The organism is Rickettsia endosymbiont of Seladonia tumulorum, from assembly GCF_964030815.1.
Lineage (GTDB): Bacteria > Pseudomonadota > Alphaproteobacteria > Rickettsiales > Rickettsiaceae > Rickettsia.
This window is the reverse complement of sequence record NZ_OZ034963.1, coordinates 628,379-649,969: the sequence shown is the minus strand read 5'-3', so window position 1 is coordinate 649,969 and position 21,591 is coordinate 628,379. Positions and strand designations below refer to the sequence as shown.

Below are 21,591 nucleotides of genomic sequence, written 5' to 3'. Positions count from 1 at the left end.
ATTCTCACGAGATTGCCACGCCACTTTCAGTGGCTCGCAATGACAAATATGACACCAAAATTTTTTTATTCTTCTTTTAGCTCGCTATGTTGTTTAGCCGTCTTAATTAATAATTTAATATTTTCATCTGTTATATTAGAATTTGGAGCTAAATTTTTAAATTCATTTACGCTCATTTCACCTAAATCTTCTATGGTCTTAATACCATATTCAGCAAATTTTAGTATTAATTCAGGTTGTATTTCTAATATGTCTATTAATTCTTGTTCGACTCCAAGCTCTTCAAGTTCTTTAACAATCTTTTCATTTTTGAGATTAACATAATTAATAGCTCTATTTCTAATCTCTACAGCAAGCTCCTCTTCAAAACCTTCAATATTCATTAAAGCATTAACATCACTATTTGCAATTTGTTCTACTGTATTAAATCCACTAACTGATAAAAGCTGCCCGATTACTTCTTCAACGTCTAAAGCTTCCATAAATAATTCTGTAGAAGTTACGAACTCTTCATTTCTTCGTTTTGACTCTTGCTCTTCAGTCATTATATCGATATTCCATCCTGTAAGTTTAGCAGCAAGTCTTACATTTTGTCCTCTTCTACCTATTGCAAGGCTTTGATTCTCTTGTGAAACTACTACCTCTACTTTTCTTTTATCTTCATCAATAAGAATTTTTAAAATTTCAGCAGGTGCAAGAGCATTGATTATAAACTGTGCAACATCCCTATTCCATAATATTATATCAATTTTTTCTCCATTTAGCTCATTTGTTATAGCTTTTACCCTATTGCCTCTAATACCAACACATGAACCTATCGGGTCTACACTACTATCTGAAGCAAATACAGCTATTTTGGCTTTTGAACCGGCATCACGTGCTACTGCTTTTATTTCGATCATTCCCTCATAAATTTCTGTAACTTCTAACTCAAATAGTTTAGCAAGCATCCTATCATCTGCTCTAGATAAAAAGATTTGTGGACCTTTTGTTTCGTGTCTTACATCTTGTACATATGCTTTAACACGATCACCAACTTTAAAATTTTCACCTTTAATCTGTTGTTCTCTCTTTATTATTGCCTCAGCACGGTTAAGGTCAACTATTATATCACCATATTCTATTCTTTTGACAACACCATTTATAACTTCACCTTTTCTATCTTTGAAATCATGATATTGTTTTTCACGCTCTGCTTCTATAACACGTTGTGTTATGACTTGTTTTGCGGCTTGAGCTGCTACTCTCGCATGATCAATAGAAGGCAAATATTCATATATTTCACCATCAATTTTAGCTTCAGGATCTTTTTGTAAAGCTTCGGTAAGTGAAATTTGTGTTAAATAATCTTCTACATTTTCTACTACTTTAAGCACTCTTAAAAGATTTATTTCACCTGTCTTTCTATTTATTTGTGCTTTGATATTATATTCATTGCCATATTTTTTTCGCCCTGCTACTTGCACTGCTTGTTCTACAGTTGATATCAAAACTTCTTTTGATATTCCTTTCTCACGAGCTACAGAATCTATAATTTGTAAAATTTCTATGTTACCTATATTAGACATATATTACATTACCTTGTATTACTTTTATTCTCAGAACCTAATAATTTTTTAAACATTTCTTCTGTTAAAACTAGGTTAGCACTTTTAATTAAATCGTAATTAATTATTACTTCTTGGTTTTCCCATTTTAAATATACTTTATCGTCTTTAGCCTCAATTATCGTACCTTGATAACGGCTTCTACCATTTAACAACTCTTTAAGCTTAATTTTAACTTCTCGTCCTACAAATCTTTTATAATTTTCAAATTTTACTAATGGACGTTCAACACCACTTGATGAAACCTCTAAATAATATGCCTCTTCTATCAAATCTTCAACATCTAAAATAGCCGAAATAGTATTGCTTGCTTTAGTGCAATCTTCTACCGTTACTTTTTGATCATCAAGCCTATCTATTAATATCTCGACTACTTTAGAGCTTAGACCTTTAACACGTACAAGCACTACTTCAAACCCCATATCTTTTAAGGTTTCTTGTATCAAATCTGTTATTTGTTGTTCAATAGTTTGCATTCTTTGGCTTTTATAACAAAAAAGGCGGGATAACCCACCTTTTTTTAATTCCAATATTGTATCCCTTAAAAAGGCAGAATACACTAGTTCATATATATAAGCAATATTTATTTAACAATAAAAAGAACTATATGTTTAATGAAACGGACAGACACCTATTAATGCTGAATCAAGAATTTCTGGTATCGAACCGAATCCCTCTACATGAATATTAACGTCTTCAACACCCCATCCCTTTAATGTCTGCTGTATAGCAGTACTAAAAGAGCTAGAAGTACAAACTTCATAATGGCTATCATAATTTTCTAAAATATCGCTTAAAGATTCTTTAGTCATTCTACCACTATAATGAGTATAATGTTTATGATGAGAAACATTAATATTATATGATTTTGCAACATTAATTACTTCATCTAATTATCACTATTTTCACTTTTAGTAGAATGAATAACATGGATGGATTGTGGGAACGGAATATCCTTTTTATTTATTATAGAAATAGAATGGCTTTCTCCTGATCCACTACTAATAAGGACAAGGTCTTTTGTAGTTTCTATATCTGACTCAATATATGAGGGCTGCACTTTTACTAGCTGATTTTTATCATTAAATAGGTAATTTGTTACAGTTCCATTAGGATTTTTCTTTATCAAACATTCATAATAATGCCCCTCATTATCATGACCAGTTTTCATAACTGTAAATTCACTATACTTGCTTCCCACTTTAATAGTAATAATTTGTCCGTGTTTATGAGGTGTTACTTCCTGCTCATTCTGTCTATAAAATTTTATTTTTGCTGTATCTCCATCAGCGTTTTTCATTTCGATTTTTATTTTATGCTCTTCAAAATTTTCTATTTTGTATTCTTTCAACTCATTATATTGCTTTTCTTCAGTTTTTACAAAATATGCTCCTACTTCATTTAATATTTCTTTTACTAGCTCATTACCATTTCCTACATTTAATATAAGCTTTTCAGCAACGGGTGGATATAGATGTGCAGGAATATTACGCCCTACATGTATGCCAACAATTTTTGCTATCGCTTCATTAAATTTATTATCATTATCTAAAGCTGATTGTATAACTTCTGAAATATTTACTTCATCTGTTTCATTATATGAATCTAAAACTTTTAAAATAGCATTTCCAGTAAGGTTTAAAAAATTTTTCATTAAATTTGGTTGCGTTCCTTTTTCTGGTTCTTTCAAATTGAAGCTACTACTATTAAAATATTCATCTACCACAACTTTATAATTAGCTACCAAACTCCCATAAAAATTTAATGATTTAGTAATATCAAAATTTTTGAATAACTTAGCAGCATCTTTTATTTCTTTTGCTGTAATTACTTTAGACATAGTCACTCCTTGTTTACAATTATTAATATGTTATAATATGTATTTCAAATACATATTATAACATATAGACTTATATAAATGTTTTTTTGTATATTCAAGATAAAAAATAAAATTTTTATGCAGTTAACAAGTTTTACAGATTATGGATTACGTAGTCTTATATATCTTGCATCTAAACAGGAGAAAATTTGTAGTATAAAAGAAATAGCAGAATACTATAATATTTCGCTTAATCATTTAGTAAAGGTAATACACAAATTAGCACAATTAGGATATATAACTAGTAGTAAAGGAAAAGGAGGTGGAATTAGATTAGCATCTAACCCCTCTTCTATAAAACTTGGAGATATAATAGAGAAGTTAGAGCCTAATATGGATATAGTAGAGTGTTTTAATAAGGATACTAATCAATGTAGAATCACTAATTCGTGCCAATTTAAACATTTTATTAAGGAGGCAAGCAATGCATTTATAAAAACACTTAATAATTATACATTAGAGGATGCAATTAATAATAAATTGATTTAAAGTGTCTTTTTTCTCTGCCCTACTATTAAAAATTCTTTATTTCCTTTAGCTCCAAGTATCGGGCTTTCTACAATACCGAATATCTCAAAATTATGTTCTTCTTCAAGCCAAGCTTTAATTTTATTGCACACTTTTTGATGGAGTAACGGATTTTTAATAATTCCCCCCTCCTCTACCTCCTGCTTTTCGACTTCAAATTGCGGCTTAATTAGAGCTATAAGCAAACAATTTTTCTTAGCTAAAGCAAATGAAGCAGGCAGAATAGTGGTTAAGCTAATAAAGCTTGCATCACAAACTATCAAATCAGGCTGAGTAGTTATTTGTTTTTCGGTTAAATATCGTGCATTAGTTTTCTCAAGTACTATAATTTGTGGATTGTCACGCAATCTATGATGCAGCTCACCATAACCAACATCTACAGCAAAAACTAACTTTGCACCTTGCTCCAATAAAACTTCCGTAAAACCGCCAGTACTGCTTCCAAGATCAATGCAAACCATACCGCTAGGGTTAATCTTGAAATGATCTAAAGCCTTAATTAACTTTAATGCTCCTCTTGAAACATAATTATGCTTCGGCAATTTTACCTTAATATCCTTATCATTTACATTAACTTGAGTTCCGGCTTTGGTTAATTGCTCATGTTTATTATGCACTTTACCCTGCATAATTAGACTTTGTGCTATTTGGATACTTGGGGCAAAACCTTTTTGCAGTAAAAATTCATCAAGTCTTATTTTAGTCATTGTAAATTGAGTAATACTTGATTTTGTAGTTTAAACAATTCTGAAACACCAGCTTTTGCAAGTTTTAATATTTCTAAAAATTGCTCTTCAGAAAAAGGTTCTTTCTCTGCCGTTCCTTGAATTTCAATTAAGTTTCCATTACCTGCAAACACAAAATTACTATCTACTTCAGCGTCACTATCTTCTAAATAATCCAAATCTAATATAGGTTGACCTTTATATATACCGCAAGAAACGGCAGCAACTTGGTTAATTAATGGATTTACTTTCAGAATTCTTTTCTTCATTAATGATCTAATAGCTAAATGCAAAGCTACATAACTCCCTGTTATAGCGGCAGTTCTAGTACCTCCATCGGCATTAATCACATCACAATCTATGGTAATTTGTCGCTCACCAAGTTTTTGTAAGTCAATTATCGAACGCATCGCCCTCCCAATTAAACGCTGTATTTCTTGCGTTCTACCTGACTGCTTACCTTGCACCGCTTCCCTTTTATTACGCTGAGCTGTAGAACCCGGGAGCATGCTATATTCTGCGGTAATCCATCCTCTGTTCTGGTTACGTAAAAATGGCGGTACTGTCGTATCATAACTTGCACTACACATAACATGAGTGTTACCTATTTTAATAAGACATGAGCCTTCTGCGTTAATAAGAGGAGATAATTCTAATGAAATAGGACGTAATTGATTGCTTTTTCTGCCTGACTGCCTCATAATATAATATTTATACCTCTAATAGATGAAGAATAGATAGACAAAGTTTTATTTGGAAAAGATTTTAAATAAAACAAGTATACCCCATTGAAAATTTTAGATTTTTTATTATATCTTATACTATAAGTAAATCAATAATAGTTATACGATGACGGACAATAATATAGAAAACAAAGAAGAAGCAATAAATAATATTGCTGAAGAGGTAGAAAATACTGAAACTAATTCAGAAATAGCAGACTTAAAAGCCCAAATAGAAGAGCTAAAAGATAAGCTAATTAGAGCAAGTGCTGAAATAGATAATACAAGAAAGCGTTTAGAAAAAGCACGTGATGATGCAAGAGATTATGCGATTACTACATTTGCTAAAGAACTTTTAAACGTTAGCGATAATCTATCTAGAGCATTAGAGCATAAACCACTAGATGCTTCAGTAGAAGTAACGAATATTATTGCTGGTGTTCAGATGACTAAAGATGAACTAGATAAAGTATTTCATAAGCATCATATAGAAGAAATAAAGCCAGAAATAGGATCATCATTTGATTATAATTTGCATAATGCAATTTCTCAAATAGAGCATCCTGATCATAAACCTAATAGTGTTATTAATATAATGCAAGTTGGTTATAAAATTAAAGATAGGTTATTAAGACCTGCGACTGTTCAAGTAACAAAAAAGTAGATATACTAGATGAACTTGAAAAATTGGATACGTCGTCTTATAAGATCTGCGGTGCTCACGTATTAAGTAACTGCTGCCGCTCCTTGCCTTATAGACCGATTACTCTTTTCCAAGTTGATCTTCGTATACACAACTCTTCATTTATTAGGAGTATATATATGAATAAAAGCGCTATATTTTGGCTTCTTTTTATAGGAATTTTTATAAGCGGTTTTATGCTAATTTCAGAAGCAATAAGACCATTTTTTATTGCTTTTATAATTTCTTATTTACTACAACCTGCTATAGAATTTGTTGCGTCAAAATTTAAACTATCAAATAAAATTTCATCTATTGTAGTTTACTTGATATTTTTAAGTATATTTTTTACTGCACTTACTCTTTTAGTACCGGTAATTTATGGGCAGGTTTCTACTTTTGTTAATAATATCCCTAAATATAAGGATTATTTTCAAGCAGAAATATTACCGCCTATAATGACAAAAATTTATGCTGTAGAACCTAATATCGCTGATAAGATACGGGATTCTTTAAGTAATTTCATAAATAGTATATTCACTATACTTGGCAGCCTTGCTAATAATTTTTGGCACTATACTCTCATTACAATTAATATATTTGTCTTGTTTTTACTTATACCTATAATATTATTTTATTTCTTACGTGATTGGATGAGAATTATCGAAAATATGAAATCATTATTACCGCTAAAAAGCAGGCATAAAATCCTTGGAATATTATCCTCTATCAATAGCCTGCTTGCTGCTTATATAAGAGGTCAGCTAAATATCTGTTTAATGTTATCGATTTATTATAGCATCTCATTTAGTGTAATAGGCATTGATCTTGCTCTTTTACTTGGAATCTTAACAGGTTTTTTAGTTATTATTCCTTTTATCGGCACTTTTATCTCTTTTCTTCTAACTCTAACTGTCGGATATTTAACCTTTGGTGCAACCACAAAACTGTTTTATATAATAGTGGTCTATTTAATCGGAAATATTTGTGAGTCATATATTCTAACACCTAAAATTATTGGTGATAAAATAGGTTTACATCCTCTTTGGATTATATTCTCAATTTTTGCCTGCGGTAGCTTATTCGGCTTTATTGGAATATTTTTCGCTATACCAATAGCCGGCGTCACGAAGATTTTACTTTTTAATATAATTAAATTCTATAAATCTAGTAGATTTTACCGCTTGGAGGGGTAAGTATTTTAATTGTCATTTTTATTAGATAAATTAAGTAATTTTTGATCAAAAGTAAGTAACGGTATATTTAAAAACTTTGCTTTAGCTAACAATATACAATCAACTATATGAATGTTATGCCTACTGTAATATTCTAAAGCAGCTAAATAATATTCCTTTTCACAATGAATGCCTTTATAGGCAAGTAAGCCTGATAAATTAGTAAATATCTCACTACGTGAAACTTTATAAACAGAAGATAAAACAAATACTATTTCAGTAAATGTGGTTTGCTCTAATATTAAAATAATTTGTCCTGTTTTGACTTTTTCAAATATTTCTTTTGCTTTATCAAACATATTTTGATCATTAGCAACTAAATATCTTACAATAAAATTTGTATCACATATATATTTCATATTATTTTCTTACGTTTTCTCTCCAAGCTTTATCTCTCATCTCTTCAAAAGAAGCTTCTGTATTTTTTTTATATTTTGCAAAAACACCTCCTACATCTAAAACAGGAGATAAGATAACCTGATGATTATCATTAACTTCTACAGCAATAACAGTGCTACTTAGAATATCTCTGGCTTTTTTTGGTAAAACGATTTGTCCTTTAGAGGTAATGGTTAAAGTATTGATATACATGTTAATAACTTATAATTATTTGATATGACTTACTATATAATATTATTATACCAAACTTAATAAATAAGAAAAACTAAAAAAGTAATATTAATCAAATATTTTTACACTGACGATTATTACTTATATATTTGTTGCTATTTTTTTGTTGCTATTTTTTCCAAGTACTCATATCAAATTTAATAAAACCCCTTATAGAAAAAAGGCTCAAATAAACTAATGGTGTGCAGCAGATGGTAAAAAATAATTTCCATATTTGCTTGACAGGAAAGATATTAAACATTGCCATAAAACTAATCACGATAGTAGTATCGATAAATAATGAGATACAAGTACTAACATTACTTCTTAACCACAAATATTTTCCTTTAGTTAATTTGCGTATCCATAAATATAAATTAACATCAATTGCTTGAGCAATATAACATGCGATAATAGATGCAAGGAATGCTACACTATAATAACTAAATACTTTATTAAATGTTTCATCATTGATTTTTGACCAATTAGTAGCCGGCAAATAACTTACAAACATTATAATTATAGTAACTAGGACATTCATACATATTGCTAATCTAATACAAAAATTAGCTTTTTCTTTTCCATATAGCTCAGTAATTATATCAGTAATTAAAAATGTTAAAGGGTATAATATTGCTCCTGCTGATAACTCAAACTTATAAAACGGTATTTGTAACATAACAAATTTTTGATATATTAAGTTACCAAGTATTATAAGAGTAGAGAATATTATACAAAGCCCTATATAAATTTTTTCGCTATTTGTCATAGTTAGCTATTTATCTCTCTGCTATTATCTATTATTATAAATCGGTGTCATCCCGTGGCTTGACCACGGGAGGCATTGTTGCGTGGATCAGTTTTTCCGTCATTGCGAGGAAATTACGAAGTAATTGACGAAGCAATCCAGTTAAAAAATGCTAATTTATAGCATTTTTTATTATTTTTTCTGGATTGCCACGCTCATTTCATTCGCTCGCAATGACGACTCTCGATCTACGCAACAAAGCCTTAAGCGGGGATGACATTACAATAAACTAAACTGTTATAATAAATAATTTACAAAATAATGACAAACACTAAATATTACCCAGAAGTTAGCTCAAATGCTGATTTTGCTACCATAGAAAAAGAAATATTAAAATTTTGGCAAGATAATAATATATTCCAAAAATCTATTGATATTAGAGAGGGCGATGCTGAGTTTATCTTTTACGATGGTCCGCCTTTTGCTAATGGGTTACCGCATTATGGGCACTTACTAACTGGCTTTATTAAAGACGTATATGCTAGATATCAAACGGTTAGAGGTAAGAAAGTAGAGCGTCGTTTCGGTTGGGATTGTCACGGACTACCTGCTGAAATGCAATCTGAAAAGGAACTCGGTATTTCAGGGCGTCTTGCTATTACTAATTTCGGGATAGAAAAGTTTAACTCTCATTGTAGAGATTCGGTAATGAAATATGCCGGTGAGTGGGAGCAATATGTAACACGTCAAGCAAGATGGGTGGATTTTAAGAATTCTTATAAAACAATGGATAAGAATTTTATGGAATCTGTGCTTTGGGCATTCAAAGAGTTATATAATAAAGGATTATTGTACGAATCTATGAGGGTTATGCCATATTCTTGGGCATGCGAAACTCCGCTTTCTAACTTTGAAACAAGACTTGATAATTCATATAGAGAGCGAGCAGATAAAGCTGTAACAGTTAGTTTTGTACTGAACGACAAAATACCTCATGGTGATTATAAGGAGTATCGTGTTTTAGCTTGGACGACTACCCCTTGGACATTGCCGTCAAATCTAGCCTTAGCAGTTGGCAGTGATATTAATTATGCGTTAGTTCCTAAAGGCGATGTCTGTTATATCATAGCTGCCTCATCTGTTTCTAAATACGCTAAAGAATTAGAGCTAAAAGGCGATGAGCAATTCACGATAATTAAAGGCTCAGAGCTTCAAGGATTAAGCTATAAGCCGCTATTTGACTATTTCAAAAATCATCCGAATAGCTTTAGGATATTTGCCGGCGATTTTGTTGTTGAGGGAGACGGCACAGGAGTAGTACATATGGCTCCTGGGTTTGGTGAAGATGACCAAATACTTTGTGAATCGAAAGGCATAAAGCTCGTTTGCCCCGTGGATAATAGTGGTAAGTTCACCAAAGAAATACCTGATTTAGAGGGCTTACAAGTATTTGATGCAAACGATAAAATAATAATCAAGCTGAAAGAGCAAGGGAATTGGCTAAAAACCGAGCAATATATTCACAATTATCCGCATTGCTGGCGAACCGATACGCCTCTTATATACAAGGCTGTTCCGTCATGGTACGTAAAAGTTACCGAATTTAAAGACAGAATGGTAGAGCTAAATCAGCAAATTAATTGGATACCGACGCATGTTAAAGATAATTTATTCGGTAAATGGCTTGAGAATGCTAGAGATTGGTCAATAAGCCGTAATAGATTCTGGGGAACACCTTTGCCGGTATGGAAGTCTGACGATCCAAAATATCCACGCATAGATGTTTACGGCTCTATAGAAGAGCTAGAAACAGATTTTGGTGTTAAAATTACTGATTTACATCGTCCATTTATTGATGAGTTAACGCGGACCAATCCCGACGATCCAACCGGTAAATCAACAATGCGTAGAATAGAAGACGTATTTGACTGTTGGTTTGAAAGCGGCTCGATGCCTTACGGGCAAGCACACTACCCTTTTGAAAATAAGCAGTGGTTTGAGGATCACTTTCCGGCAGATTTCATAGTTGAATATTCCGCACAAACACGTGGCTGGTTCTATACTTTAATGGTGTTATCTACTGCCCTATTCGATCGTCCACCATTTTTAAATTGTATATGCCACGGGGTGATTTTAGATGCTACGGGTCAAAAGCTTTCAAAGCGTCTAAATAACTATGCCGATCCGCTGGAGCTATTCGATAAATATGGCTCAGATGCCTTAAGGGTAACAATGCTTTCTTCCAATGTTGTTAAAGGGCAAGAGCTACTGATTGATAAAGACGACAAAATGGTATTTGATACGCTTCGTTTGTTTATCAAGCCTATCTGGAATGCTTACCATTTCTTCACGATGTATGCTAATGCCGATCATATTAAAGGCGAGCAGGAGTTTAACTCGGACAATGTGCTTGATATATATATATTATCCAAGCTCAAAATAGCGGTAGAAAAGATTAAAGAAAGTTTAGACAATTTTGATACTCAAATAGCTTATCATGCTGTTTCAGAATTTTTTGAAGTGCTAAATAACTGGTATATTAGACGAAGCAGAGCTAGGTTTTGGAAAAGCGAAAAAGATCTAGACAAGCAAAATGCTTATAACACGCTATATACGTGCTTGGAGACTATGTCCATTGCGATGTCATCACTCGTGCCACTTATCTCGGAAGCGATATATTTGGGGCTAACGAATAGGGTCATACCGCGACTTGATCGCGGTATCTCAGGAGAAAAAGCTATGGCTCAAGATCCCGTGGTCAAGCCACGGGATGACAAGTCAATAGTGGCTCGCAATGACATAAAAAGTGTCCATCTTTGCAACTATCCTGATCTTTCAAAATTTGAAATAAACAGCGAGCTAGTGGATACTATGGATACTGTACTAGATATTTGCAGTCATAGCCTATTCATCAGAAGTAGCGAAAACGCACGTGTAAGACAACCACTTAGCAGTATAACTATTATTAGCAAAAATAACGATAAACTAAAAGATTTTGAAGATTTAATTAAAGATGAAATTAATGTTAAATCAGTAATTTATCGTGATGATTTAGAAAATTATGCAGTTAAAAAATTATCGATTAATTTCCCGCTACTCGGTAAGCGTCTGCCAGCTAAAATGAAAGATATTATAGCTGCCTCTAAAAAGAACGAGTGGGAAGTAACCTCTGACGGCTTGAGGATCTGTAATGAGACCTTAAATAGCGATGAATATAAACTAATCTTAGAACCTCATTCGCATATTAAAGGGGCTAGCAGCTTTGCCCATAATAGCAGTCTGCTAATACTTGATTTAGAGCTGACCTCTGAGTTAATAGACGAAGGAATAGCTAGAGATATTGTGCGGTCTATACAACAAGCTCGAAAAAATGCCGATTTTGCTATAACAGATAGGATTTTGATTGATATAAATTTGCCTAGAATAACTGATATTTACGGTGAGTTTATTAAAGAGCAAACCTTAAGTGAATTTGCTAAAGATTTTATTCCTGATCATATTAGTGAAATCGAGCTAGAAAACCACAAACTACAACTAAAGATTAAGAAAGTAAACTAATAGTTAATTCTTTGATATTTAGTTAATATTTTATATTGATAATTTACCTTAATTACTTTATAGTACGCCCGCTATAAATTAATTAAGGTAAATTATCATGAAAAAATCCTCCTCTTTAGCTCTAGGAAATTTTTTTAAAACTAAAAAACAAATTTTAAAAGCCGATATTCAAAAACTTATAAAAACCAATCAAATCAACTATGTTGATCCTAAACATGGAACAGCATTAAATAGAGCGATTAAGCTAAAAGATGAAAAAATAATAACAGAGTTATTAGCAAAAAAAGTTGATATAAATGAAGCTATTTATTTTGCAATAGGTCATGAATATACCCTAGAAGAAATTAAAACATTAATTTCCTTATCTTCATCAGAACTTCCTGATGAGTATCTTTATAAAGCAGTTCATAAAGGTCGTTTAGATTTAGTTCAATATTTTATTGAAGAAAAAAATTTTGATGTTAATACTACAATTAATAATCCTTTACATGGAGGGGCTATATTAAGTATTGCCACCATGCAAGAACATATTGACGTAATAAATTATCTCCTAAAAAATGGTGCTATCGCATCTCAAGGTGTTATATCTGCAATACTAAAAGGTAATGTAGAAATTTTAGAAAAGCTATTCAAATATGGTGCAACAGCTCACGATGGTTATTCAGAAGATCTTGTTGCTTTATTAGTAAATGCTGCGATTCCAGCCAATGATCCTACTTATTCCGACAGTTCATTTTCTGAAACAAAAAAAGACTTATCTAATTATGTAGAAACACTTAAATTTTTATTAGAGCATGGCGGTAATCCTAATGCTGAAATTCTAGAAAGAGGTAAAGTAGTTTTTATAGCATTATTTGCACATATAGCTGAGCCAAAAAATGATACATATAAAGCTATATGCAAACTATTAATTCAATATGAAGCTGATACTTCAAAATTTAAAAGTTATACAGAAGCTATAAATAAACTGAAAGAAGAGATAATAGAAGATATGAAAGTAATTAATAAAAGTGATTTTAAAGATGAGGGGTATATTTCGGATTCTGCTGAAACTAATCAACCATCTAAAAAAGGTTCTAAATTAGTGGATACTTCTTCTAAATCTGTATTCTTTTCTCTTGAAGAAATTATTGAGAAAAATCCTACTACTTTAGGTGGGGACGTTGAAGATATAGTTTAATGTTATTTTTATGGGATATTGACTATAAATATTGTACTAGAAAATACCAAGATGGAACGGTAGTAATAGAAGATGAAAACCGTAATATAATTAAAACTTATAAGGAATGATAAAAATTTAGCAAGTGTCATAGAAGTTAGAGATATTAATCCTTTTAAATAAACATCATCACATGTAGGGATATAATGCTATAGCGGCTGGGGTGAGTGGATTTGCGTCTGGAGTGGTGATAAGAGCTGCAAATAATGGTGGGAATATTTTAAAGGGAGTAAAGGAATCTACTAGCAAAAAGGCTTTAAGATCGCTAGGCAAGGATATGCTAGCAGCTGGTGTTATAACGGGAGTAATGAACGGCACAGGTTTTGGGGATGTAGCAGAGAAAGCAAAAGATGTAGGCGTAACTGGTCGTAATCAGGCAATCTTTGAGAGAATGATGCTGCGAACCGGTGTTAATACAGCGATTAAGGGCGGCAGTCTTCGTGATAATTTCATGGGTGAGGTGCTGCGTGGGGCTTTAGCAGTCGGTCAAGGCTATATCGGGGACATAGGACAGCGATATGGTCTAAGTGAAGAAAGAGCAGCCAAAGTAATGATGCATTCGGCACTTGGTGGGACGTACGCCTTAGCGAGCAAGGGTAATGTTGCTATAGGTATGCTCGCTGGTGGTATGGGTGAGGCTTTAAGCGGTCTTACCTCTTCCCCAGCTCATAAGTTTTCTGGCACTGGCGAAAGCGGCACTGGCTTATCTAATTGGAACGACACTATAGTCGCAGCTACCGCGATGCTCGCCGGTGCATCCGCCTCCGACATGCAAATGGCAACTAGCATCTCCTCTTCGGTGGTGGAGTATAATGCTGCTCTGCATTTATTCCAGCAACAAGCATTAATGACGCAAGCTTTATTGTCTACCTCCACAGCTGTAATTGGTGACAGAGAAAAAGTTGATGCCGAGCCATTATTGCCGGATATTTCTTTGCCTAGTATTTCCGATGTTCCAATAGTTCTTTCGAATATGTTCAATAGTTTAGCAGAGAAACTAAACTCATTAGGAATTATTGATAACGAAACCGCTTCTTCTGCCAAAATCGGAACTATTATATCTCTACTTGCTACTAATAATTTACAAATTGGAGCAGATAGTGCTATTTTAGAGAAAAGTAAGCATGGTAATAAGGGAAATAATAATAGTAAAGCCAATCCTCAATCTCAAGAAAAGGCTGTTGCTGCTTCTGGCTCAATGAAACCTGACTTCGAACCGGACAAAGATAAGAATCAGAAAGAAAAACAATTAGCTAAGGATGGAAAAAAATATGAAATTAAAGATAATAATGTTACTGGTCGTAAAGTTCTTGAAAGCCTTGATAAAACTGCAAGAGAATTTGTATCAGAACATAGAAAAGGAAGTATTAGAGAAGAATTTCCAGGAGAATATTGGGATAAAACATTAAGAGAAATTTTAAATGATGCAAATAATAGAGTAGACGCAGCAAGAACTGCTAAAAAATTATTAATAAAAAAAGATTTTTTAAAATGATAGAAAAAAACCAATTAGTAATAAGATTCATAGATATAATTAATAAGGAGTTTGGTGATGATACTTTTTCTGTAGTAGATGATTGGGACGATTTTAATTCTATTGGGTTTAAAAGAAATAATAAATTAATTTACATTTGTATTTATGATAAGGATGATTACTTTTATGAATGTGAGGTATTATCTAATGTTTCTGATAAACCAGCTCAAGCTGTAGGTCGTGCTAGTGTAAACACAAAAAAGGAACTAGTAGAAATAATGAGTAAATTTTTCGAAATAGAGAGAAAAAATTCTAACAAAAAACTTTAAAATCAAAACCATCTTATTTTTATTTTCTACTAATAGTTTACAAACTGGATCAGATAATGCTATTTTAGAGAATAGTAAATATTTGATTTAGGAAAGTGATGCACCGAATAGTTAATTTAATAAAATTAATACTTAATAAAAAGCTAAAATTAATATTAAAAAGTCTTTTTCAAAGAATGCTAGTTATAAATCTAGGCAAAGCGGCTGTAAAGACAACAGAAAGGCTAACAGAAAACATTGTTAATAGTTATAGTAAATGTGATGCTAATCTTGAGTATTTAGAAAACGAGTTCAAAGAAATAGAAAATATTTTTAATGATATTATGAGGAACTTAGGGCTTAAACAGAATCCTAAATATCTTGCAGTAAATGATAATTCTAAACGTGCGAGACTAAAACTAATCGAAACTCCGCAAATACCAAAGAAGTAGGTTTTTGGTTAAGGTCTGCTTGGGTGAGTATGTTGGAGGCAAGGCAGGGCAAGCAGAATGTAAATATTGGTGAGATAAAGAGAGAAAGTAAGAACTGGGATCGTAAGACACGTACATTAACCCCTCAAGCTCAAGTGGTAATAGGGACAGCAGTAACGGCAGCAACCGCCGGAGTAGGTAGTACGATTGGTGCAGGTGTTGCAGGAGGTATAGGAGCTGGAGGTGCAGTTGGAGCAGGCGTAAGTAGTGCTATAGCGGCTGGGGTGAGTGGATTTGCGTCTGGAGTGGTGATAGGAGCTGCAAATAATGGTGGGAATATTTTAAAGGGAGTAAAGGAATCTACTAGCAAAAAGGCTTTAAGATCGCTAGGCAAGGATATGCTAGCGGCTGGTGTTACGACTGGGATAATGAACGGTACTGGCTTTGGTAATGTGGCGGAGAAGGCAAGGCTTGGCGGGGTGGTTGGTCGTAATCAGGCGATCTTTGAGAGGAGGATGCTGCGAACCGGTGTTAAACTAAATACAGAAAATAATAAAAAATACTAATATAAAAAGCTTAGGTTATCTCGCTTTATGCTGAATCCCGTGAATAAATCACGGGATGACGAAGAAAAAACTACTATTCATCCCCTATTTTTAATGCTGCGATGAATGCAGATTGTGGGATTTCGATATTGCCGTACTGCCTCATTCTCTTCTTACCGGCTTTTTGCTTCTCGAGCAGCTTACGTTTACGAGTTATATCACCGCCGTAACATTTGGATAAAACATCTTTACGCAATGCCTTAATAGTCTCACGGGCAATAATACGGCTGCCAATACTTGCTTGAATTGCAATATCGATCTGCTGTCTCGGTATCAAATCCTTTAGCCTTATGCATAACGCCCTCCCCCGCTGCTCAGCACGTGAGCGATGTACGATTGTCGATAACGCATCAACTACCTCGCTGTTAACCAGAATCCCAAGCTTCACAAGTTCAGACGGCTCGTATGTATCCATTTGCCATTCAAAACTTGCATAACCTTTTGAGCAACTTTTTAACCGATCGTAAAAATCATATACTATCTCATTTAGTGGCAATTTATATACTACTTTTGCCCTATTTGCTATATAGTTGTGATCTAACTGAATTCCTCTTTTTTCAGTGCAAAGCGATAATACCGCACCTAAAAACTCATCAGGTACCATTATAGTTGCTTTAATCCAAGGTTCTTCCATTGAGTCGATTTTTTGCAGATCAGGTAAATCAGCTGGATTGTGAATCTCTAGCACTTCACCCTCACGCATATGAATTTTATACACCACGCTTGGAGCGGTAGTAATTAAATCTAGATCAAACTCTCTACTTAAACGTTCCTGTATGATCTCTAAATGTAGCAACCCTAAAAAACCACACCTAAAACCAACTCCTAAAGCTGATGAGCTTTCCATTTCATACTCAAAGCTAGCATCATTAAGGCGAAGTTTTGCCAGCGAATCCTTTAAATGCTCAAACTCGCTACTATCTGTCGGATAAAGCCCGCAGAATACTACCGGCAAGTTTGGTTTAAAACCTGGCAGAGCTTGCTCACAAGGCTTCTTCTCATCGGTAATAGTATCTCCAACCTTACAATCTGCTACCTGCTTTATAGAAGCAGTGAAAAAGCCGATTTCCCCTGCATGCAGAACATCCGAAATATGTTTTTTGGGAGTAAAATATCCAACATTCTCTATTGTATAAACCGAATTCGTTGCCATCATTTTGACTTTCATATTCTTACGTAACGATCCATCAATAACACGCACTAAAATAACTACACCAAGATAAGGGTCATACCAACTATCAACAAGCAATGCTTTTAAAATATCTGTATTACTTTCTTTCGGTGGAGGTAATTTATTTACGATTGCTTCTAAAACTAAGTCAATACCTATACCACTTTTGGCAGAAATCAGTACTGCCTCACTTGCATCAATCCCAATTATGTCCTCTATTTGTTGTTTTACCTGCTCAGGTTCTGACGCCGGAAGATCAATCTTATTCAGTACTGGCACTATTTCATGATTATTCTCAATTGCCTGATAAACATTGGCAAGAGTTTGTGCCTCTACCCCTTGCGTACTATCAACCACTAACAACGACCCCTCACACGCTGCAAGCGATCTACTAACCTCATAAGCGAAATCGACATGCCCAGGGGTATCCATCAAATTTAAGTAGTAAGTATTGCCGTCTTTAGCCTTATATACAAGCCGCACTGTTTGGGCTTTGATTGTTATGCCCCGCTCTTTTTCGATATCCATTGAATCTAGTACTTGCTGGCTCATTTCTCTTGCCTGCAAGCCACCGCAATATTCAATTAACCGGTCAGCCAAAGTAGATTTGCCGTGATCGATATGAGCTATTATTGAGAAGTTCCTTATATATTTTTGATTATTCATAATTATTGTGATATAATTTGCGTTTTATCATCTCCGTCATTGCGAGGAGAGGCGAAGCCTTGACGTGGCAATCTCATGAAAATATCCTGAGATTGCTTTGTCAAAACTTATAGTTTTTCCTCGCAATGACGTCTATAGTCACGATAATATAACAAAACCAAAATATATAACAGGAAAAAATAATGCGAGCGGAAATAGAGAATTACGTTAAGAAAATTGAGCAGTCTTTAGAACTGCTTCGGAGGTCACTTTGACGTCGAAACGTCAGCAACTAGACTAGCAGAGTTAGAGGAGTTAGCGGCAAGTCCCGATCTATGGAATGATCAAGCTAATGCTCAAAAATTACTACGAGAAAAAAGCAATCTAGAAGAACAATTAGGAGCTTATAATAAAATTAAGTCTAATCTAAAAGATGCATTAGAGCTTGAAGAAATGGCTGAAGCTGAAAATGATCTTGAGATAATGCAGCAAGTTGAGAAAGATTTACAAAATTTAAGCACTATTGCCGCAAAATTTGAAACTGAGTGTTTGTTTTCAGGCGAAGCAGATAGTAATAACTGCTTTTTAGAAATAAATGCCGGAGCGGGAGGAACAGAAAGTCACGATTGGGCGTCTATTATGATGCGTATGTATTTACGTTTTGCCGAAAGATTAGGCTTCAAAACTGAGATCATTAATATGATTAATGGCGAAGAAGCAGGCATAAAATCATGCACGATTAGGATAATCGGTAAGCGTGCTTATGGCTGGCTTAAAACTGAAGCAGGAGTGCATAGGTTGGTGCGTATTTCTCCTTTTAATGCGGCAGGCAAACGTATGACCAGCTTTGCAAGTAGCTGGGTATATCCGGAAATTGACGACAATATAGCAATTACAATTGACGATAAAGATTTAAGAATCGATACTTTTAGAGCATCGGGAGCGGGAGGACAACATGTTAATACTACCGATTCAGCGGTACGTATCACCCATATACCTACCGACACGGTTACACAATGCCAAAGCGACAGATCGCAACATAAAAATAAAGCTCAAGCTATGAAAATGCTACAAGCTAAACTCTATGAGCTTGAAATGCAAAAACGTACCGATAGTGTTAACGAGCAGAATGCCGCCAAGACGGATAATAGTTGGGGGCATCAAATTAGATCATATGTGTTGCAGCCCTATCAAATGGTAAAAGATCTACGCACTGATTATGAAACTTCTGACACTAAGGGCGTACTTGATGGCGATCTCGAAGAATTTGTCTCAGCAAGCTTAGCTATGAATGCGGGTGGTAGGAGATAAAATGGATCAATTTTTCCGTCATTGCGAGGAGATGCGTAGCATCGACGCGGCAATCCAGTTAAAAATACTAATATTATTTTTTCTGGATTGCTTCGTCAATTACTCCGTAATTTCCTTAGCTCAGACGGAAAATAGTAATACCAGTTACCAAAAGTTATTTTGCTTGATATTACGATTAAGCCGTGATATGTCTCTCCCATATTTCAACCTAATTACTTTATCACAATATGAAAAGCTGCAAAAACTTTGGCATTGCTATTTCTATAATTATTATAGCTATAGTTTCGATTCTAGGATTTCAGAATTACCAAAAACATACACAAGATAAGCATTTTGAACAACTAGTAACTGATCTTAATAATTTAGAGATTAATAATGAGCAGGTACGTAAAAGTTTTATTTCAGAGATACAAAATATTTATGCCACTGAAAATCCTGAGATAGATAAGAATATAAAATATGTATGGGTTTTGTCAGCAAGACATTCTTATAATAAAATGCCTATTATTTCTCATGCCCAAAATATAGGGGCTGTAGATAAAGAAGACGGTTATAATAGAATGAGACTTGGTATTGAAATTGCAAGAGAAGTAGCCGCTAAAAAGCTTAATAAGCACGTATCTGATTTAACTTATCAAGAATTAAAGGAGCATGGACCGATAATTTTATTTAATGGCGGAGCGGAAGGTAACAGTTTGTTACAGAAAGATTTAGATAAGAACGAGATCAAGGATTATCCAAAAGAGAATTTTTATATTTTTGCATTACCGGAAAATCAGGCTAACACTGGCGGACAGTTTAAAACTTTATATAAAGAACATGAAGACGGTAATATTGATTTAAATAATACTGAAATCGCTATTGTTACCCATGCTTATCATTTCCCTCGAGTGTATCGATATTTTGATAACAAGCCAAATTTTGATTTTTTCTATAATCACAATACTAAGCCTATAATTTTCTTAGTTGATCGTAAATTTGAAACTATAGGAGTAGATAACGAACTAAAACAAGAATTATCAAAATTACCTAGCTATATCGATAAAGGTTTTATTTCAGAAAAATATACTCTATAAACTAATAAAATATATAAATTAAAATTGTATACAAGGTGGAAACCGCTTTTCACCTTGTATACCCATCATTTAAAGCTTCTTTGGAAAGGAGTATGAAATACTACTTTTCAAAGAAAGGAAGTTTATTGATAGGGGTAAGGAAATATCACCCACTATATTAACTTCATATTTTTCATTTATTTCTTCTTCTAAATCTTTCAATTGACCCAATATATTTTCATCATCCTGTTTTTCTTTAATATTATATTTGTTAGAAACATATTTTGACATAATTGGTATTTTTAAATTTTATTATGATTGAGTATAGCGAAATAGTCATTGCAAGAATTAAAGGACATTGTTGCATGGCTCGATTTTATTGTTATCACCCCGTGATGGTATTATTACGTGGATACCAATTAGTCATTGCTAGCGAATGAAATGAGCGTGGCAATCTAGTTAAAAAATGCTATAAGTTAGTATTTTTTATACCTCCTTGCTTCGTCAATTACTTCGTAATTTTCCTCGCAATGACAAATCACATATAAGACTTCAATTATTCTGCAATTTCAGTACTGCGTACTACGTCACCCAATGCATCAACTTCATCAGAGTCTTGTAAATTACTTACTGCCTCACCAGTTTCAGATGAAATCACCATAGAAGCATCTTTAGGTAAATCAGAAGACTCTTCAGCTTCAGGCTCACCATCACCTTTCTCAACATTTGTTAATGATTCTAACTCTTTGCTGATGATTGCCATTGTTTCAGGGCTTATTGGCGTAGAAGCACGACTTGATTCACTTTCATTTGAACCAACATTAGCAGCCTCAGCTGTTTCATTTGTTTGTGTTTCTAGATTATCATTATCAATCTCTTTCTTTTTCGACATAAATTAACCTTTATTTGAATTAAAAAATTTATATAAATTAGCATTTATATAAAAATAAACTTAATTTAAATTTATTTTTATGAATAAAATAGTTACTGAGGTTTCTCCATTATTCAAGGAAATACATATTATAGTATTATAAATAATTAGTTAAGATTAGTTAATTATTTTATAAATTTTACTAAAG

Annotated in this window: 23 protein-coding genes; 11 read left to right on the top strand and 12 right to left on the bottom strand. The window is 33.3% G+C overall.

Annotated features, from left to right (window positions below; genetic code table 11):
* Nucleotides 1-65: 65 nt before the first annotated feature.
* The 4 genes from nusA to AAHF54_RS03190 all read right to left on the bottom strand — a co-directional run bounded on the left by nusA (nucleotide 66) and on the right by AAHF54_RS03190 (nucleotide 3,447).
* Entirely contained in the window at nucleotides 66-1,568 is a 1,503-nt protein-coding gene (nusA, locus tag AAHF54_RS03205; RefSeq protein ID WP_342170203.1) for a transcription termination factor NusA, read from the bottom strand.
* Nucleotides 1,569-1,576: 8 nt separating this feature from the next.
* Nucleotides 1,577-2,083, bottom strand: coding sequence for a ribosome maturation factor RimP (gene rimP / locus AAHF54_RS03200; protein WP_341789218.1), 507 nt, complete (start codon nucleotides 2,081-2,083; stop codon nucleotides 1,577-1,579).
* Between the two features lie 135 nt (nucleotides 2,084-2,218).
* The gene (locus tag AAHF54_RS03195) at nucleotides 2,219-2,419 is read right to left on the bottom strand and encodes a hypothetical protein (protein ID WP_341795012.1); all 201 of its coding nucleotides are present in this window, start codon (nucleotides 2,417-2,419) and stop codon (nucleotides 2,219-2,221) included.
* A 77-nt stretch (nucleotides 2,420-2,496) separates the two neighbouring features.
* A complete protein-coding gene (locus tag AAHF54_RS03190; protein ID WP_342170202.1) occupies nucleotides 2,497-3,447 on the bottom strand; it encodes a hypothetical protein in 951 nt (316 codons plus the stop codon).
* A gap of 117 nt (nucleotides 3,448-3,564) precedes the next feature.
* Between AAHF54_RS03190 and AAHF54_RS03185 the strand changes: the two genes are divergently transcribed.
* The gene (locus tag AAHF54_RS03185) at nucleotides 3,565-3,975 is read left to right on the top strand and encodes an Rrf2 family transcriptional regulator (protein ID WP_341789121.1); all 411 of its coding nucleotides are present in this window, start codon (nucleotides 3,565-3,567) and stop codon (nucleotides 3,973-3,975) included.
* On the opposite strand, the gene AAHF54_RS03180 is transcribed toward AAHF54_RS03185, so the two are convergent.
* Together AAHF54_RS03180 and rph are read right to left on the bottom strand one after the other, a co-directional pair.
* The gene (locus AAHF54_RS03180) at nucleotides 3,972-4,721 is read right to left on the bottom strand and encodes a TlyA family RNA methyltransferase (protein WP_341789120.1); all 750 of its coding nucleotides are present in this window, start codon (nucleotides 4,719-4,721) and stop codon (nucleotides 3,972-3,974) included. The two genes, AAHF54_RS03185 and AAHF54_RS03180, sit on opposite strands and share 4 nt — an antisense overlap.
* Nucleotides 4,718-5,440, bottom strand: coding sequence for a ribonuclease PH (gene rph / locus AAHF54_RS03175; RefSeq protein WP_342170201.1), 723 nt, complete (start codon nucleotides 5,438-5,440; stop codon nucleotides 4,718-4,720). The genes AAHF54_RS03180 and rph overlap by 4 nt, the downstream gene beginning before the upstream one ends.
* Before the next feature lie 148 nt (nucleotides 5,441-5,588).
* On the opposite strand from rph, the gene grpE reads away from it, so the two are divergent.
* Together grpE and AAHF54_RS03165 are read left to right on the top strand one after the other, a co-directional pair.
* Nucleotides 5,589-6,125, top strand: a complete 537-nt coding sequence (gene grpE / locus AAHF54_RS03170; RefSeq protein WP_342170200.1) for a nucleotide exchange factor GrpE — start codon at nucleotides 5,589-5,591, stop codon at nucleotides 6,123-6,125.
* Nucleotides 6,126-6,283: 158 nt separating this feature from the next.
* Nucleotides 6,284-7,339, top strand: coding sequence for an AI-2E family transporter (locus AAHF54_RS03165; RefSeq protein WP_342170199.1), 1,056 nt, complete (start codon nucleotides 6,284-6,286; stop codon nucleotides 7,337-7,339).
* 5 nt (nucleotides 7,340-7,344) lie between these two features.
* On the opposite strand, the gene AAHF54_RS03160 is transcribed toward AAHF54_RS03165, so the two are convergent.
* The 3 genes from AAHF54_RS03160 to AAHF54_RS03150 form a co-directional block, all read right to left on the bottom strand.
* The gene (locus AAHF54_RS03160; protein ID WP_342170198.1) at nucleotides 7,345-7,737 is read right to left on the bottom strand and encodes a PIN domain-containing protein; all 393 of its coding nucleotides are present in this window, start codon (nucleotides 7,735-7,737) and stop codon (nucleotides 7,345-7,347) included.
* Nucleotide 7,738: 1 nt separating this feature from the next.
* Entirely contained in the window at nucleotides 7,739-7,969 is a 231-nt protein-coding gene (locus tag AAHF54_RS03155; RefSeq protein ID WP_341789115.1) for an AbrB/MazE/SpoVT family DNA-binding domain-containing protein, read from the bottom strand.
* A 148-nt stretch (nucleotides 7,970-8,117) separates the two neighbouring features.
* The gene (locus tag AAHF54_RS03150; protein WP_342170197.1) at nucleotides 8,118-8,756 is read right to left on the bottom strand and encodes a queuosine precursor transporter; all 639 of its coding nucleotides are present in this window, start codon (nucleotides 8,754-8,756) and stop codon (nucleotides 8,118-8,120) included.
* A gap of 300 nt (nucleotides 8,757-9,056) precedes the next feature.
* Here AAHF54_RS03150 and ileS point away from each other — a divergent pair, with 300 nt between their 5' ends.
* From ileS to AAHF54_RS03120, 6 genes are all read left to right on the top strand, one after another.
* A complete protein-coding gene (ileS, locus tag AAHF54_RS03145) occupies nucleotides 9,057-12,293 on the top strand; it encodes an isoleucine--tRNA ligase (RefSeq protein ID WP_342170196.1) in 3,237 nt (1,078 codons plus the stop codon).
* Nucleotides 12,294-12,390: 97 nt separating this feature from the next.
* Complete coding sequence (locus tag AAHF54_RS03140) at nucleotides 12,391-13,473, top strand: ankyrin repeat domain-containing protein (protein WP_341789112.1); 1,083 nt, start codon at nucleotides 12,391-12,393, stop codon at nucleotides 13,471-13,473.
* A 202-nt stretch (nucleotides 13,474-13,675) separates the two neighbouring features.
* Nucleotides 13,676-15,007 (top strand): DUF637 domain-containing protein, encoded by a 1,332-nt coding sequence (locus AAHF54_RS03135; protein WP_341789111.1) that lies wholly within the window; start codon nucleotides 13,676-13,678, stop codon nucleotides 15,005-15,007.
* Nucleotides 15,004-15,315 carry a hypothetical protein gene (locus AAHF54_RS03130; protein WP_341789110.1) on the top strand — a complete coding sequence of 104 codons (312 nt, stop codon included), beginning with the start codon at nucleotides 15,004-15,006 and terminating at the stop codon, nucleotides 15,313-15,315. The genes AAHF54_RS03135 and AAHF54_RS03130 overlap by 4 nt, the downstream gene beginning before the upstream one ends.
* A 98-nt stretch (nucleotides 15,316-15,413) precedes the next feature.
* Nucleotides 15,414-15,746 carry a hypothetical protein gene (locus tag AAHF54_RS03125; protein WP_341789109.1) on the top strand — a complete coding sequence of 111 codons (333 nt, stop codon included), beginning with the start codon at nucleotides 15,414-15,416 and terminating at the stop codon, nucleotides 15,744-15,746.
* 29 nt (nucleotides 15,747-15,775) lie between these two features.
* On the top strand, nucleotides 15,776-16,291 hold the full coding sequence (locus AAHF54_RS03120) for a DUF637 domain-containing protein (protein ID WP_341795186.1): 516 nt from the start codon (nucleotides 15,776-15,778) through the stop codon (nucleotides 16,289-16,291).
* A gap of 73 nt (nucleotides 16,292-16,364) precedes the next feature.
* Here the strand turns inward: AAHF54_RS03120 and lepA are convergent, their stop codons facing one another.
* The gene (lepA, locus tag AAHF54_RS03115; RefSeq protein ID WP_341789107.1) at nucleotides 16,365-18,167 is read right to left on the bottom strand and encodes a translation elongation factor 4; all 1,803 of its coding nucleotides are present in this window, start codon (nucleotides 18,165-18,167) and stop codon (nucleotides 16,365-16,367) included.
* 182 nt (nucleotides 18,168-18,349) lie between these two features.
* Between lepA and prfB the strand changes: the two genes are divergently transcribed.
* Nucleotides 18,350-19,457 (top strand): peptide chain release factor 2 gene (prfB, locus tag AAHF54_RS03110; protein WP_342170195.1). Its coding sequence is split into 2 segments (ribosomal slippage): nucleotides 18,350-18,418 and nucleotides 18,420-19,457, totalling 1,107 coding nucleotides; the frame shifts between segments, so codons are not numbered across the junction.
* A 227-nt stretch (nucleotides 19,458-19,684) separates the two neighbouring features.
* Complete coding sequence (locus AAHF54_RS03105) at nucleotides 19,685-20,533, top strand: hypothetical protein (RefSeq protein WP_341789105.1); 849 nt, start codon at nucleotides 19,685-19,687, stop codon at nucleotides 20,531-20,533.
* Between the two features lie 69 nt (nucleotides 20,534-20,602).
* Here the strand turns inward: AAHF54_RS03105 and AAHF54_RS03100 are convergent, their stop codons facing one another.
* Nucleotides 20,603-20,803 (bottom strand): hypothetical protein, encoded by a 201-nt coding sequence (locus AAHF54_RS03100; RefSeq protein ID WP_341789104.1) that lies wholly within the window; start codon nucleotides 20,801-20,803, stop codon nucleotides 20,603-20,605.
* Nucleotides 20,804-21,068: 265 nt separating this feature from the next.
* Nucleotides 21,069-21,404, bottom strand: coding sequence for a hypothetical protein (locus AAHF54_RS03095; RefSeq protein ID WP_341789103.1), 336 nt, complete (start codon nucleotides 21,402-21,404; stop codon nucleotides 21,069-21,071).
* Between the last annotated feature and the right edge of the window lie 187 nt (nucleotides 21,405-21,591).